The sequence below is a fragment of the Streptomyces sp. NRRL F-525 genome (assembly GCF_000716605.1).
Taxonomy (GTDB): Bacteria; Actinomycetota; Actinomycetes; order Streptomycetales; family Streptomycetaceae; genus Streptomyces.
This window is the reverse complement of sequence record NZ_JNXE01000030.1, coordinates 114,629-129,260: the sequence shown is the minus strand read 5'-3', so window position 1 is coordinate 129,260 and position 14,632 is coordinate 114,629. Positions and strand designations below refer to the sequence as shown.

At 72.1% G+C, this 14,632-nt stretch carries 13 protein-coding genes; 11 read left to right on the top strand and 2 right to left on the bottom strand.

Features of this window, described 5'->3' with window-relative positions; translation table 11 throughout:
* The 6 genes from OO69_RS34055 to OO69_RS34030 form a co-directional block, all read left to right on the top strand.
* A partial coding sequence (locus OO69_RS34055) for an acyl-CoA dehydrogenase family protein (protein WP_324604573.1) occupies positions 1-1,202 on the top strand: 1,202 nt, incomplete at its 5' end.
* 35 nt (positions 1,203-1,237) lie between these two features.
* Positions 1,238-2,461, top strand: a complete 1,224-nt coding sequence (locus tag OO69_RS34050) for a GNAT family N-acetyltransferase (protein WP_033284735.1) — start codon at positions 1,238-1,240, stop codon at positions 2,459-2,461.
* Positions 2,449-2,952 (top strand): type II toxin-antitoxin system RatA family toxin, encoded by a 504-nt coding sequence (locus OO69_RS34045; protein WP_033284734.1) that lies wholly within the window; start codon positions 2,449-2,451, stop codon positions 2,950-2,952. The genes OO69_RS34050 and OO69_RS34045 overlap by 13 nt, the downstream gene beginning before the upstream one ends.
* Entirely contained in the window at positions 2,949-4,538 is a 1,590-nt protein-coding gene (locus OO69_RS34040; protein ID WP_078652677.1) for an aminotransferase class III-fold pyridoxal phosphate-dependent enzyme, read from the top strand. Before OO69_RS34045 ends, OO69_RS34040 begins: the two co-directional genes overlap by 4 nt.
* A complete protein-coding gene (locus OO69_RS34035) occupies positions 4,535-5,794 on the top strand; it encodes a beta-ketoacyl-[acyl-carrier-protein] synthase family protein (protein WP_033284733.1) in 1,260 nt (419 codons plus the stop codon). The genes OO69_RS34040 and OO69_RS34035 overlap by 4 nt, the downstream gene beginning before the upstream one ends.
* Before the next feature lie 49 nt (positions 5,795-5,843).
* Entirely contained in the window at positions 5,844-6,872 is a 1,029-nt protein-coding gene (locus OO69_RS34030; protein ID WP_033284732.1) for an SDR family oxidoreductase, read from the top strand.
* Between the two features lie 27 nt (positions 6,873-6,899).
* Here the strand turns inward: OO69_RS34030 and OO69_RS34025 are convergent, their stop codons facing one another.
* Positions 6,900-7,601, bottom strand: a complete 702-nt coding sequence (locus OO69_RS34025) for a response regulator (RefSeq protein WP_033284731.1) — start codon at positions 7,599-7,601, stop codon at positions 6,900-6,902.
* Positions 7,602-7,816: 215 nt separating this feature from the next.
* Positions 7,817-8,281: a Crp/Fnr family transcriptional regulator gene (locus OO69_RS34020; protein ID WP_033284730.1), complete on the bottom strand. Its 465-nt coding sequence runs from the start codon at positions 8,279-8,281 to the stop codon at positions 7,817-7,819.
* A gap of 261 nt (positions 8,282-8,542) precedes the next feature.
* On the opposite strand from OO69_RS34020, the gene OO69_RS34015 reads away from it, so the two are divergent.
* From OO69_RS34015 to OO69_RS33995, 5 genes are all read left to right on the top strand, one after another.
* Positions 8,543-9,172, top strand: a complete 630-nt coding sequence (locus tag OO69_RS34015) for a DoxX family membrane protein (RefSeq protein WP_033284729.1) — start codon at positions 8,543-8,545, stop codon at positions 9,170-9,172.
* Positions 9,173-9,314: 142 nt separating this feature from the next.
* Complete coding sequence (locus tag OO69_RS34010; protein ID WP_033284728.1) at positions 9,315-10,220, top strand: universal stress protein; 906 nt, start codon at positions 9,315-9,317, stop codon at positions 10,218-10,220.
* A 23-nt stretch (positions 10,221-10,243) separates the two neighbouring features.
* On the top strand, positions 10,244-11,266 hold the full coding sequence (locus OO69_RS34005; RefSeq protein WP_033284727.1) for a zinc-dependent alcohol dehydrogenase: 1,023 nt from the start codon (positions 10,244-10,246) through the stop codon (positions 11,264-11,266).
* 5 nt (positions 11,267-11,271) lie between these two features.
* Positions 11,272-12,144: a universal stress protein gene (locus OO69_RS34000; protein WP_033284726.1), complete on the top strand. Its 873-nt coding sequence runs from the start codon at positions 11,272-11,274 to the stop codon at positions 12,142-12,144.
* 41 nt (positions 12,145-12,185) lie between these two features.
* A complete protein-coding gene (locus OO69_RS33995; protein ID WP_033284725.1) occupies positions 12,186-14,567 on the top strand; it encodes a phosphoketolase in 2,382 nt (793 codons plus the stop codon).
* Positions 14,568-14,632: the final 65 nt, after the last annotated feature.

Here is a 14,632-nt window from a genome sequence, read left to right as displayed (position 1 = left end):
GGCCATCCACCCACCGGCCCCCGCCACCGCCCCCACCGGACGAGAGGCACCCCGTGAAGTTCCTGCACCACGAACGCGCCACCGCAGACGCCCTGTTGCCAGGCCTGGACGCGGCGCTGGCCCAACTCCCGCTGGCCGAACTGGAGAGCACCCCGAGCCCCGCCATCACCGAGTTCCGCGCGGCAGGCGGCCCCGCCCTGCTGGTGCCCACCGAGAACTCAGGGATCGGCGCCACCCCCCTCCAAGCCGTACGCGTACAGCGAGCCGTCGGCTCCCGCTGCCCCTCGCTCGCGGTGGCGACGACCATGCACCACTTCTCGATCGCGGGACTCGTCCAGGCCGCCGCGTACGGCAACGGCACCGGCACGGGCACCGGCGCGGAAGGCCTGCTGCTCGAAGCCATCGCCAAGGAAGGGCTGTTGCTCGCCTCCGGGTTCGCCGAGGGCAACACCGGCCAGAACATCCTCGCCCCGCACATCACCGCCCACCGCACCGCCGGCGGAAGCATCGTGCTGAACGGCAGCAAGATGCCGTGCAGCCTGTCCCGTTCGATGGACCTGCTGACCGCGTCCGTGATGATGAAGGACGAGGACGGGGTCGACCGGCTCGCCGTCGCCCTGATCCCGGCCGGATCACGGGGACTTGAGGTACGCCCCTTCTGGCGCTCCCCCGTCCTCGCGGGCGCCGAGAGCGACCAGGTCGTGCTGACCGATGTCGAACTCGACCCCGCGATGGTGGTGTTCACCCAGGTCACCGCCGACGCCGTCCCCGACGAGCTGAACATCGCCGGCTTTCTGTGGTTCGAACTCCTGCTGACCGCCGGGTACATCGGGATCGCCAGCGCCCTCGTCGAGCGGGTTCTCGACAAGGCGGGCGGCCCGCAGGACCCGACGCCCTTCCTGGTCGACATCGAGGCCGCGATGCTCGGCGTCGAGTCGGTGGCCCGGGCCATGGACACGGAGGCGTGGAGCGAGGCACTGCTCGTCGACGCCCTGTCGGCCCGGTACGCGGCGCAGGACGCCATCGCCCGTACGACCACGGCGTGCCAGGCGGCGCTCGGCGGCATGGCGTTCATCACGGCGCCCGACAGCACGTACCTCGCCTCCGCCGCCAGCGGGCTCACCTTCCACCCGCCGTCCCGGGCTCGTATGGGCGCGCCCCTGCGGGAGTTCCTGAACGGCGCTCCCCTGCGGATCGGTTGAGCGCGGTGCTGACGACGAACAGGAGCGGGCTGCCCATGGAGCCCGCCGCCGACGACACCTCCTGCCGGGTCGAGGTACTGCGCTCGATCGACTTCCTGCCGGACTCGGTCTGGCACGAACTCGCCCCGCCGGAGGACCCGTTGTGGTCCCGTACCGTCTTCGAGGCCATGGAGGGCGGCGCCATCGGCCCTGACAGTTATGCCTACCTGGTGGTCCGCAGAGGCCCGCGCACCGAGGCCGTACTGCCCCTGGCGCTCTTCCGGGACCTGCGCCTCGACGACATCGTCGGCCCGCGCGAGCGCCGACTCCTGCGCCCTGTGCGGAAGTTGGCGCCCCACCTGCTGCGGGTGCCGATGCTCTTCTGCGGGAACCTCCTCGGCCAGGGGCATGTCCTCAGCGCCGGGCCGCTCACCGACGAGGTCAGCCGACTGCTGGTCGACGGGGTGCTCCGGTTCGCGCGAGCCGAAGGCCTCGGCACGGTCGTCTTCAAGGACTTCACCCCGGCCGGTCTCAACCCACTGCGCACCGCCCTCAGTTCGGCGGGCTTCTTCCCCGCGCAGAGCATGCCCGACACCGAACTCCCGCTGTCCGCAGCCTCGTTCGACGAGTACATCGAGCAACTCCCCGCCAAACCACGGCGCAACGCGCGCAGCAACCTCCGTAAGTTCGCCGCGCACCCGGCGCTGCGGATGGAGACCGTCGAGGACTTCCGCCCGCTCGTACCGCAGATGCTCGGCCTCTACCGGCAGGTCATGGACCGGGCGGACCAGCGGCTCGACATCCTCGACGCCGGTTTCCTCACCACTCTCGCGGCCTCCCCCGGGCCCGACCGGCGGCTCGTGGCCTGCTTCGACGGCGAACACGGCGACCGTCTCGTCGCCTTCCTGCTCTGCCTGTTCAGCGGCTCCGGCGCCACCGGCGCGCGCATCGGCCTCGACTACACGCTGGCGCACGAGGCCCGGCTCTACCACAACGTGCACTACGCGGCGATCCGCCTGGCCCTCGACGCGGGCTGCCGCCACATCCGCTTCGCGCAGACCGCGTACACCCCGAAGATCGAGTTCGGCTGCCAGCTGATCCACCAGTCGTACGCGATCACTCATCTACGTCCGCTGCCGCGCGCGGTGCTGCGCCGGCTGCTGCCCGCCGCCCTCGCGGCGGCACGGACCCAGGCGCTCGGCCCGCACCCGCCCGCACGGGCCACGCGTCCTCCGAGCCGCCCCGACCAGGAAGGTGCCCCCTCCGCATGCCCCGAGTAGAGGTCGAACTCCCCATCGCCGTACCGCCGGAGACCGCGTGGGCCGCCGTCGTGGACGTGGAGGCCTTCCCCGCGTGCATGGACAGCGTGGACTCCGTCACGATCACCCGGCGGACCGACGACCGGCACCGGACGAGTGCCTGGGCGGTACGGCTGAAGGGTTCCGTGCTCCAGTGGACCGAGGACGAGGTCCTCGACCCGGTCGCCCGGCGCTTCGACTTCCGCCAAGTCACCGGCGACCTGGGCGAGTTCGTCGGCCACTGGGCCGTACGGCCCGCGCCCGGCGGGCACAGCACGGTCTCCCTGGACGTCACCTTCGACATCGGCATCCCGCTCCTGGCCGACCTGCTCAACCCGGTCGCGGCGGACGCCCTGCGGGAGAACGCCGCCCAGATGCTGTCGGCGCTGGAACGCCAACTGCTGGCCGCTGATGCCGAGTTGAGTGTCCCGTCGCCGGCCCGTGAAGCCGAAGAGGAACCCGACCTCGTATGACCACGACCATCGGAGCCCCCTCCGACACCTTCGACCTGATCCGGCGTCACCTCTCCCCCCGGCTCGCCCTGACCGGTTCGTTCGCGGGCCGGGGCGCCACCGAGGTGTCCGGCGACGGGTGCCGGGTGACGTTGTCCGACGGGCGTACGGCGCTCGACTTCGGTTCGTACGCCGTCACCCTGCTCGGCCACCGGCACCCGGACGTGCTCGCCGCCGTACGCGAACAGCTCGGCACGATGCCCACCTCGACCCGCAGCCTCGCCAACCCCACGGCCGCCCGCGCCGCCGCGTACCTCGCGGAGTACTTCCAACAGGCCCTGCCCAAGGTGTACTTCGGGCTCAACGGCGCCGACGCCGTCGAGGTCGCCGTCAAACTCGCGCGCCTCGCCACCGGACGCGGCAGGGTCGTAGCGGTGGAGGGCGGCTTCCACGGCAAGTCGCTCGGCGCGCTCGCGCTCACCCACAGTCCGCTGTACCGGCGGGGGTTGGTGGGTACGGCCGTCGATGTCGTGCACGTCCCGGCCGACGACCCCGGCGCCGTGCTGCGGGAGGTCAGGGGCGGGGAGGTCGCCGCGGTCGTCTTCGAACCCGTCCAGGGTGAGAACGGCGCGGCCGTGCTGTCCGTCGAGATCCTGCGCCAGTGGTGCGCCGACGCCGCGCGGTACGGCACGTTCACCATCGCCGACGAGATCCAGTGCGGGCTGCGCCGCTGCGGGGAGCGTTCCGTCGCCCTCGCGGCCGGGCTGCCCGTCGACGCCGTGCTGGTCGGCAAGCCGCTGGGCGGAGGGGTCGTACCGCTGTCGGCCCTGGTCTGCTCCGAGGAGTTGTACGCCCCGCTGAGCGCCGACCCGTTCCTCCATTCGGCGACCTTCGGGGGCCACCCGCTCAGCTGCGCGGCGCTGCCCGCCGCGCTCACCGCGATCGAGGGTGCGGCCGAACACGGCGGGCGCATCGCCGCCGCGCTGGACGGTGCCCTGGCCGAACTCGCGGGCAGGCACGGCGAGTTGATCGCCGGGATCCGCGGCAGGGGCCTGCTGCGCGGGATCGACTTCACCAGTTCCGCGGTGGCCGGCTCGGTGGTGATCGAGCTGGCCGGTGCGGGCCTGCTGGTGTCGCCGTGCCTGGGGCGCCCGGGCACCGTACGGCTGCTGCCGCCGCTGGTGAGCACCGAGTCGGACATCGCGGAGGCGGCCGACATCCTCGACACGGCGATCGGCTTGGCGGGAGCGACCAGCGGTAGGGCTCCGCATGTCGCCAACTCCCTTACAGCGCACAGGAAAGAGACACGTATGGACCGCACGGATCTGAAAGACACAGACCAGGACACACCGGTACTCGGCCGGGCCGAGCTGTCCCTCACCGTCAGGACGGCCGTGTCGGACGTCCTCGGTACCGAGGTGGACGACATCGACGAGACGACCGACCTCGGCAACGACTTCGGCATCGACAGCCTGGAGTTGATGGATGTCGGCGCCCGGCTGGAGAACGTCCTGCGGGTCAAGATCCAGATCTCCGACCTCGTGGAGGCCAGGACCGTCGGCGACGCCGTCGACCTGCTGGAGCGGCGCATGGGGAGGCCCGTATGAACGGCACCTCCTCCGGGCGAACCCGGGTCGTCGTCACCGGACTTGGGGTCAGGTCGCCCGCGGGCAACGACGTCGAGACGGCGTACGCGCGGCTGCTCGCCGCCGAGTCGACAGCCGCCGTAGCCAAGCATCTGGTGGAGGCGGAGCCCCAGGTCGACGTCGAAATGGCGTGCCTGGTACCGGAGTTTGACATCGAGCCGTACGTCACGCGGCGGGAGCGGCGTCAACTCGACCGGGCCGCCGAGCTGTTGCTCTGTGCCGCCGTGGACGCGGTGTCCGACGCGGGCGAGTTGGCCCTCGCCGACCTGCCGTCCTCGCGGGTGGGTGTCCAGGTGGGTACGGGGATGGGCGGGCTGGGGACGATGGAAGGGACCACGTTCGACTACGGCGCGAGCCCGATGACGATGCCGGTGCACACCGTCCCCCGGACCATGGCGAACTCGGCGGCCTGCCGGGTGGCGATGCGTTACGGCTTCCGCGGCAACTGCGCCACCTACGCCACCGCTTGCGCGAGCGGCACCACCGCCGTCGGCGAGGCCGCCCGGCGTATCCGGTACGGGGAGTTGGACGCCGCGGTGGCGGGCGGGGTCGACGCGCCCGTCACGACCACCATCGTGGGCGCCTTCGCCAAGATGCGGGCCCTGTCCCGGCGTTGCGACGAACCGGACCGGGCCAGCCGCCCCTTCGACACCGACCGCGACGGCTTCGTCATGGGTGAGGGCGCCGCCGTACTCGTCCTGGAGCGGCGCGACCTGGCCCTCGCCAGGGGAGCCAGGATCTACGGCGAGATCACCGGCTACGCGGCCAACTGCGACGCCTTCCACATCGCCGCGCCGGACCCGGAGGCGGCCACGGCGGCCGAGTGCATGCGGCTGGCCATCGCGGACGCGGGGCTCTCACCGGCGGACATCGGGCACATCAGCGCGCACGGTACGTCGACGGTGCTCAACGACCGGTCGGAGGCGGCCGCGGTCCACCGGTGCTTCGCGGGACAGTCGCCGCCGCTGACCGCCGTCAAGGGCGTGAGCGGTCATCTCATCGGCGGATCAGGCGCGTTGGAGGCGCTGCTGGGTCTGCTCTGCGCCGAGCGGGGTGTCGTCCCGGCGATCGCGAACACGCTCGGCAGCCCGGAGGCCGACCTGGTGGACGTGGTGATCGGCAGGCGCCGCACGATCGCGCCCGGGCGGCCCGTGCTCTCCAACTCCTTTGGTTTCGGCGGGCAGAACGCGTGCCTCGTCCTTTCGCGGTCAACGTGACCGACGCCCGCTGAAAGCTCCCTACTCGACTCACGGAACGGTCAACACCATGCGAACCCTTGTCACCGGCGCCACCGGTGTGGTGGGCACCGAAGTCGTCGACCGGCTGCGCGCGGATCCCTCCCGCCCCGGCCCCCTGACCCGGGTGGCCAGACGGGCGCCGGACGCGGAGGTGACAGCCTGGAACATCGGGAGCGAGCCGCCACCGCCCGCCCTGTCGGGCCACTGGGACGTGATCGTCCACACCGCGGCCTCCACCCGCTGGACGATGAGCAGGGCGGAGGCCGTGGCGGCCAACGTGGACCCGCTGCGGGCGGTGCTCGCGCTGGCCGACGCGGACACCCATGTCGTCCATGTCTCGACGGCGTACGTGGCGGGGGCGCGGGCCCAGGAGGACCTGCGGGGACCGGAGTTCGAGGGGTACCGCAACGGCTACGAGTGGTCGAAGGCGGCCTGCGAGTCGCTGGTGCGGGAGGAGCACGCGGGACCGCTGACGATCGTGCGGCCACCGCTGATCGTGGGCCGGCGCGACGACGGGCGGATCGCCCGCTTCTCCGGGCCGTACACGATCATCCACGCGCTGGTGTCCGGCCTCGCCGCGGTCGTCGTGGGCGATCCGGACGGCTACGCGGAGATCAGCCCCGTCGACGAGGTGGCGGAGGCGGTCGCCGCGGCGGTGCTCGCCGCTCCCCCGCCCGCGCCGCGCGTCGAGGTGATCGCGGGCGGCGGCGGGAGTCTGCGCCTCGCCGAGATGATCGGCATCGCGTGCCGGACCCTGAACGAGTTCCGCGCGCTGCACGGCGTCGCCGGTATCGAGCAGCCCCCGTTCGTCCCGCCCGGCACCTGGAACCGCTTCTTCCTGCCGCTCGCGGACCAGTACCTGTCACCGTTCCAGCACCAGGCGGTCCAGCTGCTCGCCATGTTCCAGAGCTACACGAGCATGGCTGTGCCCTTCGAGCCCACGCGGACGGTCCACGACCCCGGGGCGGTCATGGAGACGGCGGTACGGCACTGGGCCGCGCGGAAGCCTCGGCTGGCGCTGGCCCGGCCCAATCCTTGGACGTTGGTCGGGGTGTGAGCGGGGTGGCACGGCGTGGTCCGGAGTTCACCTCGTGGGGCGGTCGCCGGTGTGCGGCTGCTCCAGCTGGGAGGCGAGGACCGCGGCCTGGACCCGGCGCTGGACACCGAGCTTGGCCAGCAGCCGGGAGATGTGGTTCTTGACGGTCTTCTCGGAGAGGTAGAGGCTCTTGCCGATCTCTCGGTTGGTCAGCCCGTCCCCGATCAGGGCGAGGATGTCCCGCTCGCGGGGGGAGAGACTCGCCAACTCGGGTGACACGGTGGGAGTTTCGGCGGGATCGGCACGCAGTGAGCGCATCAGGCGGGCCGTGGTCGCGGCGTCCAGCATCGACTGGCCCGAGGCGACCGTCCGCACCGCCTGGACCAGGTCGGAGCCTCTGATCTGCTTGAGGACATAGCCCGAGGCCCCGGCCATGATCGCGTCGAGCAGGGCGTCCTCCTCGTCGAACGACGTCAGCATCAGACAGGCCAACTCCGGCATCTGGCTGCGCAGTTCGCGGCAGACCGTGATGCCGTCGCCGTCCGGAAGACGTACGTCGAGCACGGCAACGTCCGGGCGCAGCGCCACGCAGCGGACGAGCGCGTGCTCGACGGTGGCCGCGTCGCCGACCACCGAGATGTCCGGTTCGGCGTCGAGGAGGTCGGTGACGCCGCGTCGTACGACCTCGTGGTCGTCCAACAGGAAGACACGGATCGGGTGCTGCTCCGTGAAGGTGCGTGACTCGGCCATGACGACCCCTCGTTCCCCGGTGGCGGACGGCCTGCGGGTTGCCCGTGAGGACGATCATTGCTCGCCCGGCCCGGATGCACTAGGGCCGACCGGCCCCAGTCGCCCTCCCCGGACCGGGCTGTGCGCGGAGCGGCACTCTCAGGCATCGACGGCCGTACCGCTGGTCTCGCAGCACGAACCCGCGCCCGCTTTTTTCCCGGGCAGCCGGCACGCGCTCAGCCCCGGCTGCCGGCGCCGTACGGGGCGTACAGGTCCAGCAGCCTGGTCCGGGCGGAGCGGAGGCGGTGGGCGAGGACGTCGCCGACCCACTGGGCGACGGTGCTGCCGATGGCCGGGTCCTCCCGGCACAGCAGGCGGACGGCCGTGGCGTCGAACTCGTAGGCCCGTACCGGGGTCGTCGCTTCGGCGCCCAGGTGCCAGACGTGCGGGGTGAACAGCCAGGACCAGCCGACGAGTTCGTTGTGCCGGAGGGTCTCGATGACGGCCGCGCGGCGGCCCGGCACATGCATGTCGAGCTGGACCGTGCCCGTGCGGATGATCCAGAACCGGTCGGCCCGGCCGCCCTCCTCGAACAGGCGGGTCCCTTGCGGGAAGGGGACCTCGTGGGCGAAGCCCATGAGCCGCCGCTGGTGCTCGACCGGCAACGCGCGAGGCATGCCGGGCGTGGGGGTGGTGATCATGGCGTGCCTCCCGACAAGACGTGGCAACTGTCACGAACAGCGTGCGCCCGACGCCCGGCGGCCGGCCATGGGCCACCCGGCCCCTCGTCCGGGCCGGCGAGGGGACACCGGCCGCGCACCCCAACAGTCCCTGCGGAAAGGGCCGTTCAGCCCTGGGGCACGGACCCTTCGGCATCCGGCGGTCGTCGCCCCACCGGACCAGGGTGAGGAGCGTCAGACACGGACCGGACACTCCCGCCTCTCCCCGAAGGAATCACCACCATGGCCGTTCACGAGCCCGCGCACCGCACCCCGGGTTTCCGCCTGCCGTCCTCCCGCAGCAACCACACGACCCCCGCATCCGAGTCCGCCGTATCGGCACACAGCGGCACCCACGCCGCCCGGGCCTACGCCTTCGCCTCCCTGCGCCTGCTCACCGGGTTCGTCTTCCTGTGGGCCTTCCTCGACAAGACCTTCGGGCTCGGCTACGCCACCCCTTCCGGCAAGGGCTGGATCGACGGCGGCTCGCCGACCAAGGGCTTCCTGAGTTCCGTAGCCGCCGGCCCGATGGAGTCCACGTTCCACTCCTGGGCCGGGGCCACGGCGGTCGACTGGCTGTTCATGCTCGGTCTGCTCGGGGTCGGGGTGGCGCTCGTCGTCGGCGTCGCACTGCGCTTCGCGGCCGTCGCGGGCATCCTGATGATGGCGTTCATGTGGGTGGCCGAGTGGCCGCCGGCCCAGCACCTCGCGGACGGCTCGCCGAGCATGTCGTCGAACCCGTTCGTGGACTACCACCTCATCTACGCCGTCGCCCTGATCGTCCTGGCCGCCGTCTCCGCCGGCGACACCCTCGGCCTCGGCAGGCTCTGGGCGAAGCTCCCGCTGGTCCGCCGCAGCCCCTGGCTGCAGTGATCGCGGGAGGGGCGGCGGGCCAGTCGGTGGGCCCGCCGTGCCGGACACCGGCCGGTCCCTCGCGGGGACCCGCGGCCCCTGCCGGGCGTCTCGCACGAGAACCAGGCTCGTATCAGGACCCCCGATCCAGAAGGTGGACACCATGACCCGCACCGTCACGGTCGGCCTCGACGGTTCCGCCGAGAGCCGCGCGGCGGCCGAGTGGGCCGCCCGCGAGGCACGACTGCTCGGCCTGCCGCTGAAACTGGTCCAGGTCCGGGAGCCCGTACCGGCTCCCATTGCGCAGGCACCGCTGCCCGGCGCCGGGACGCAGCAGTACCGGACCGAGCGGATTCCCCGCGAGACCGGCGAAGGCATCCGGCTGCGCCATCCGGGCCTCGACGTGACCACTGAACAGCTATCCGGCCCGCCCGCCGACGTATTGGCGAGCGCCGCGAAGGACGCGGAGCTGCTCGTTCTCGGCTCCCGTGGACGGGGCGAGATCGGCGGGTTCATGGCCGGTTCGGTCGGGCTGTCCGTCCTGGCGCACGCCGCCCGGCCGGTCGTGTTCGTCCGTGCCGGGGAGCAGGCCGCCGACGAGCACGCGACGGACCCGCTCGGCATCCCGTCCGCCGCGGCTCCGTTCCGGCCCGTCGTGCTCGGCCTCGACATCGAGAGCCCCGACGACGAACTGATCGGGTTCGCGTTCGCGGCGGCCGCCCGCCGTGGCACCTCCCTGCGCGTCGTCCACGGCTGGAACCCGGCCGCCTACTACGACTACGGCCTGCCCGTGGACCTCGAAGTGCAGGAGGCCCTGGCGCAGAGCGAGTCCACCGCCCTCACCGAGGCCCTGCGCCCGTGGCGCGAGAAGTTCCCGGAGGCCGAGGTCACCGAGGAGTGCCCCTACGGCACCCCCGGCAACCACCTCGTCGACGCCTCCCGCGAGGCCTCGCTGCTCGTCGTCGGCCGCCGCGTCCGCCGGGTCCCGCTGGGCGCCCGCATCGGCTCCGTCACCCACGCCGTCCTGCACCACTCCACCGCCCCCGTCGCCGTCGTCCCGCACGACTGACCCCCACCCAAGGAGCAGCAACCATGAAGGCAGCGGTCGTACGAGCCTTCGGCGAACCCCTGGTCATCGAGGACCGCCCCGATCCCGAGCCCGGCCCCGGCCAGGTCCGCGTGCGGGTCGAGACGTCCGGGCTGTGCCACACCGACATCCATGCCGCGCACGGCGACTGGCCGGTCAGGCCGACCCCGCCCTTCGTCCCCGGGCACGAGGGCGTCGGCCTCGTCGAGAAGCTCGGCGACGGCGTCACCCACCTGAGCATCGGCCAACGGGTGGCGGTGCCGTGGCTCGGCTGGGCCTGCGGGCGGTGCGAGCACTGCCTCTCGGGCTGGGAGACGCTGTGCGAGCAGCAGATCAACACCGGGTACGGCTGCGACGGCGGCTACGCCGAGAAGTTGCTCGCCTGGGCCGACTTCGCCCAGCCGGTGCCCGACGGCGTGAGTGCCGTGGACGCCGCCCCGCTGACCTGCGCCGGGGTGACCACGTACAAGGCGCTCAAGGTCGCCGGTGTCCGGCCCGCGCAGCTCGTCGCGATCTCCGGGGTCGGCGGGCTCGGGCACCTGGCGGTGCAGTACGCGAAGATCGCCGGGGCCACCGTCGCCGCGATCGACGTCACCGACGAGAAGCTCGAACTCGCCACCGCGCTCGGCGCCGACCTCGTCATCGACGCCCGCAAGGACGACGTCGGCCAGGTCCTCAAGGGGCACGGCGGCGCGCACGCGGCGATCGCCCTGTCCGTGAACGAGGCCGCGTTCGCCGCCGTCAACTCCGGTCTGCGGCGCGGCGGGAAGCTCGTCATGGTCGCCCTGCCCGCGCACGGCACGATCCAGGTCCCGATCTTCGACACCGTGCTGAACGGCACCTCGGTGATCGGCTCGATCGTCGGCACCCGGCAGGACCTCTCCGAGGTCTTCCAGCTGCACGCGGCCGGCCGGACCGAGGTGATCAGCGAGACCCGCCCGCTGGACTCCGTCAACGAGTCCATCGCCGACGTGCTGCGCGGGGGCGTCAGGGCCCGGATCGTCTTCGACCTCGGTGCGGGGCGGTGAGGGCGATGGACCTCCCGGTCGTCGTCGGCGTCGACGGCTCCGAACCCAGCCTGCGGGCCGTCGACTGGGCGGCCGACGAGGCCGTACTGCGCGGGGCACCGCTACGGCTGGTGTACGCGTCGCTGTGGGAGCGGTACGAGGGCACCTCGCTCGCCGAGAACCTCGCCAAGCCCGACGAGCAGGTGCGGGCCGAGGACGTCGTCGACAACGCCGCACGGCGGGCACGCCGCCGCCAACCCGAACTCGACGTGAGCGTCGAGGTGTTGGCGGAGGAACCCGAGTACGCGCTGGTGCGGGAGAGCCGGACCGCCTCGCTCCTGGTGACGGGCACACGTGGCCGCAGCGGACTCGCCGAGGTGCTGCTGGGTTCCGTGAGCCTGATCGTCGCCGGGCACGCGCAGTGCCCGATGGTCGTCGTACGCGGCAACCACGACAACCAGGCCCCGGCCGGCACGCACGGCCGTGTCGTCGTGGGCGTCGGAGAGAAACCGGCGGGCTCGGCGGCAGTGCGTTTCGCCTTCGAGGAGGCACAGCGGCGCGGGGTCCCCCTCGAAGCCGTACGGGCGTGGCGGTGGCCGGCGCACGAGAGCACCGACCATCCGCTGATGGCCGGCGAACCCGCCCGGCTGCACGAACAGCGGGCGGCCGTAGCCCTGGCAGCCGCTCTCCAGGACGCTCCCGCCACCGTCGAGTCGCACGGCCGTACGACCGAAGGCCACACCCGGACCGTGCTCGTGGACGCCTCGCGGGACGCCGGCCTCCTGGTCGTCGGAGCCAAGCGGCGCCCCGGGCACTACGGGCTCCAGCTGGGCCGGGTGGCCCACGGGGTCCTGCACCACTCCACCTGCCCGGTCGTGATCGTGCCCGAGCGGACCTGACCGCGGACCGACGCCACACCCCGACGACTTACGGAGTCACCATGACCATGGTCGAAGACCAGCACGGCACCGTACTTCCCGACGACGAACTGCGCGCCCTGGACGCCCACTGGCGGGCCGCCAACTACCTTGCCGCGGGCCAGATCTACCTGATGGCGAACCCGCTGCTGGCCGAACCCCTGAAGCCGGAACACATCAAGCCCCGGCTCCTGGGCCACTGGGGCACCTCGCCCGGCCTCAACCTCGTGTACACGCACCTCAACCGGGTGATCAAGGCCCGTGACCTGGACGCGCTGTGCGTGTGGGGTCCGGGGCACGGCGGGCCTTCCGTGCTCGCCAACTCCTGGCTGGAGGGCAGCTACAGCGAGACCTACCCGGACGTGTCGCGCGACGGGGCGGGCATGGACAGGCTCTTCCGCCAGTTCTCCTTCCCGGGCGGTGTGCCCAGCCATGTGGCGCCCGAGACCCCGGGGTCCATCCACGAGGGCGGCGAGCTGGGCTATTCACTGGCGCATGCCTACGGCGCCGCCTTCGACAACCCGGACCTGCTCGTCGCCTGCGTGATCGGTGACGGCGAGGCGGAGACCGGCCCGCTCGCCGCCGCCTGGCACTCCAACAAGTTCCTCGACCCGGTCCACGACGGCGCCGTCCTGCCGATCCTGCACCTCAACGGCTACAAGATCGCCAACCCGACCGTGCTCTCCCGCCTCCCCGAGTCCGAACTCGACGAACTGCTGCGCGGCTACGGCCACGAGCCGATCCACGTCACCGGCGACGACCCGCTCACGGTGCACCGCGCGATGGCCGCCGCGTTCGACGACGCGCTGGACCGCATCGCCGCGATGCAGCAGTCGGCCCGCGAGGACGGCGTGAGCGAGCGCGTGCACTGGCCCATGATCGTGCTGCGCACCCCGAAGGGCTGGACCGGTCCCGCCGAGGTCGACGGCGTCCCGGTCGAAGGCACCTGGCGCGCACACCAGGTCCCGCTGTCCGAGGTGCGCGAAAACCCGGAGCACCTACGGCAGTTGGAGGCCTGGCTGCGCTCCTACCACCCGGAGAAGCTGTTCGGCGCCGACGGCCGGCCGGTCGCGGACGTCCTCGCCTGCCTGCCCGAGGGCACCAAGCGCCTCGGATCCAGCCCGTACGCCAACGGCGGTCTCCTCGTCCACGACCTGCCGGTCCCGTCCCTGGACCGCTTCGCCGTCCCCGTCGACAAGCCGGGCACCACCCTGCACGAGCCCACCCGCATCCTCGGCGACCTCCTCGAACAGGTCATGCACGACACCTCGGCCAGCCGCGACTTCCGTCTCGTCGGCCCGGACGAGACCGCCTCCAACCGTCTCCAGGCCGTCTTCAACGCCAGCGGCAAGGCCTGGCAGGCCGAACTCCTGCCGGTCGACGAGCACTTGGACCGGCACGGCCGCGTGATGGAGATCCTCTCCGAACACACCTGCCAGGGCTGGCTGGAGGGCTATCTCCTCACCGGCCGGCACGGACTGTTCTCCTGCTACGAGGCGTTCGTGCACATCGTCGACTCCATGGTCAACCAGCACATCAAGTGGCTGAAGACATCGAGGGAGTTGGCGTGGCGGGCACCCATCGCCTCCCTCAACTACCTTCTGACGTCCCACGTTTGGCGCCAGGACCACAACGGCTTCTCGCACCAGGACCCCGGCTTCGTCGACCACGTCCTCAACAAGAGCCCCGAGGTCGTCCGGGTCTACCTCCCGCCGGACGCCAACACCCTTCTCTCCGTGGCGGATCACGTCCTGCGCAGCCGCGACTACGTCAACGTGGTCGTCGCCGGCAAGCAGCCCTGCTTCGACTGGCTCTCCATGGACCAGGCCCGCGCCCACTGCGCGCGCGGCGCCGGGATCTGGGAGTGGGCGGGCACCGAGAACGGCGGCGAACCCGACGTCGTGCTCGCCTGCGCGGGTGACGTGCCCACCCTGGAGGTGCTGGCCGCCGCCCAGTTGCTGCGCCGGCACCTGCCCGACCTCGCCGTCCGTGTCGTCAACGTCGTCGACATGACGAGGCTCATGCCGCGCGACGAACACCCGCACGGAATGGGCGACTTCGAGTACGACGGCCTGTTCACCACGGACAAGCCGGTGATCTTCGCCTACCACGGCTACCCGTGGCTCATCCACCGCCTCGCCTACCGCCGCACCGGCCACGCCAACCTGCACGTACGCGGCTACAAGGAGTCCGGCACCACGACCACGCCCTTCGACATGGTCGTCCGCAACGACCTCGACCGCTACCGCCTCGTCATGGACGTCATCGACCGCGTCCCCGGCCTCGCCGTGCGCGCGGCCGCCGTACGCCAGACCATGGCCGACGCCCGCACCCGCCACCACGCCTGGATCCGCGAACACGGCACCGACCTGCCCGAGGTCGCCGACTGGAGCTGGGACGCCTGACCTCACCCACTCCGCACAGGGGGGCGGGGGCCGCTCGCGGTGAACACAGGGCCTGTCGGCCCTAC

Bases quoted from the DNA above. Each gene is read 5' to 3' on its own strand.
- OO69_RS34050 (WP_033284735.1), top strand. From the start codon at position 1,238: ATGGAGCCCGCCGCCGACGACACCTCCTGCCGGGTCGAGGTACTGCGC.
- OO69_RS34045 (WP_033284734.1), top strand. From the start codon at position 2,449: ATGCCCCGAGTAGAGGTCGAACTCCCCATCGCCGTACCGCCGGAGACC.
- OO69_RS34040 (WP_078652677.1), top strand. From the start codon at position 2,949: ATGACCACGACCATCGGAGCCCCCTCCGACACCTTCGACCTGATCCGG.
- OO69_RS34035 (WP_033284733.1), top strand. From the start codon at position 4,535: ATGAACGGCACCTCCTCCGGGCGAACCCGGGTCGTCGTCACCGGACTT.
- OO69_RS34030 (WP_033284732.1), top strand. From the start codon at position 5,844: ATGCGAACCCTTGTCACCGGCGCCACCGGTGTGGTGGGCACCGAAGTC.
- OO69_RS34025 (WP_033284731.1), bottom strand. From the start codon at position 7,601: ATGGCCGAGTCACGCACCTTCACGGAGCAGCACCCGATCCGTGTCTTC.
- OO69_RS34020 (WP_033284730.1), bottom strand. From the start codon at position 8,281: ATGATCACCACCCCCACGCCCGGCATGCCTCGCGCGTTGCCGGTCGAG.
- OO69_RS34015 (WP_033284729.1), top strand. From the start codon at position 8,543: ATGGCCGTTCACGAGCCCGCGCACCGCACCCCGGGTTTCCGCCTGCCG.
- OO69_RS34010 (WP_033284728.1), top strand. From the start codon at position 9,315: ATGACCCGCACCGTCACGGTCGGCCTCGACGGTTCCGCCGAGAGCCGC.
- OO69_RS34005 (WP_033284727.1), top strand. From the start codon at position 10,244: ATGAAGGCAGCGGTCGTACGAGCCTTCGGCGAACCCCTGGTCATCGAG.
- OO69_RS34000 (WP_033284726.1), top strand. From the start codon at position 11,272: ATGGACCTCCCGGTCGTCGTCGGCGTCGACGGCTCCGAACCCAGCCTG.
- OO69_RS33995 (WP_033284725.1), top strand. From the start codon at position 12,186: ATGACCATGGTCGAAGACCAGCACGGCACCGTACTTCCCGACGACGAA.